The organism is Alteromonas sp. G5_S2_22_S1 (assembly GCF_054968525.1).
Genome location: NZ_JBQKUJ010000054.1, coordinates 1 through 626, shown reverse-complemented (window position 1 = coordinate 626; position 626 = coordinate 1). Strand labels below are relative to the sequence as shown.

At 52.7% G+C, this 626-nt stretch carries 1 rRNA gene; it reads left to right on the top strand.

Features of this window, described 5'->3' with window-relative positions:
• A 16S ribosomal RNA gene (locus ACTRWF_RS19650) occupies positions 1-626 on the top strand; the annotation flags it as partial.

Below are 626 nucleotides of genomic sequence, written 5' to 3'. Positions count from 1 at the left end.
GGCTCCGGCGCAAAGAGAGGCCCAAGTGAGATTAGCTAGTTGGTAAGGTAAAGGCTTACCAAGGCAACGATCTCTAGCTGTTCTGAGAGGAAGATCAGCCACACTGGAACTGAGACACGGTCCAGACTCCTACGGGAGGCAGCAGTGGGGAATATTGCACAATGGGGGAAACCCTGATGCAGCCATGCCGCGTGTGTGAAGAAGGCCTTCGGGTTGTAAAGCACTTTCAGTTGTGAGGAAAAGTTAGTAGTTAATACCTGCTAGCCGTGACGTTAACAACAGAAGAAGCACCGGCTAACTCCGTGCCAGCAGCCGCGGTAATACGGAGGGTGCGAGCGTTAATCGGAATTACTGGGCGTAAAGCGCACGCAGGCGGTTTGTTAAGCTAGATGTGAAAGCCCCGGGCTCAACCTGGGATGGTCATTTAGAACTGGCAGACTAGAGTCTTGGAGAGGGGAGTGGAATTCCAGGTGTAGCGGTGAAATGCGTAGATATCTGGAGGAACATCAGTGGCGAAGGCGACTCCCTGGCCAAAGACTGACGCTCATGTGCGAAAGTGTGGGTAGCGAACAGGATTAGATACCCTGGTAGTCCACACCGTAAACGCTGTCTACTAGCTGTTTGTG